The sequence below is a fragment of the Halalkalibacterium halodurans genome, from assembly GCF_004376175.1.
Lineage (GTDB): Bacteria > Bacillota > Bacilli > Bacillales > Bacillaceae_D > Halalkalibacterium > Halalkalibacterium halodurans.
On record NZ_SNUY01000172.1, the window covers coordinates 1 to 617 of the forward strand.

Here is a 617-nt window from a genome sequence, read left to right on the forward strand (position 1 = left end):
CCCATATCATCTCTTTTCATGGCGAGAGCTATAGACTGTCCCACGCATTGTCGAAAAGGAATTAAATGGGTGGCAAACCTCTGCATTTTTCATTGCATTTCTCTGCACTTTTCTATTGCAAAATACAGCTTAAAGCTAAATTTAAAATACCTACTAAATAATAAGGTCTGTAAAGCCATTCCTAGGTGAGAGGTGATAAGCATGTAACTCGTCCAGTGAAGATCTCCCCCAGATAATTTTCCTGCTATTATCATCACCACTGCCCATATGCCGTATTTAAACAAAGTAACTGCACCCAACGCTTCAATAAGTGGCCATCTCTTTCCAACTATAAAGCTCAGTAATGTGATGGTAAAAAATAGACTAGCTGTTGGACTATCTGGGACAAACGGCCATAGCCTCCAATCTGTCTCGCTCAATTGAGGCATATACCATATATATCCGTATATCGTTCCTAACAAATTGATGATAAATAAAAGCCAAATTGTGCGTTTTTGACCAAGCCAATGAATAAACCATCCCCAGTACACCAATATATCCCTTCCTCCAAACATATTAATAGACTCTCGGCATTCGCCGAGCTTTGTGGTTCAAGGATTTTCCTCAAACCAATTTAT

At 39.2% G+C, this 617-nt stretch carries 1 protein-coding gene; it reads right to left on the minus strand.

What is annotated here, in order from left to right; translation table 11 throughout:
- Nucleotides 1-89: 89 nt before the first annotated feature.
- Entirely contained in the window at nt 90-530 is a 441-nt protein-coding gene (locus tag E2L07_RS20660; protein WP_243855037.1) for a DUF1405 domain-containing protein, read from the minus strand.
- Nucleotides 531-617: the final 87 nt, after the last annotated feature.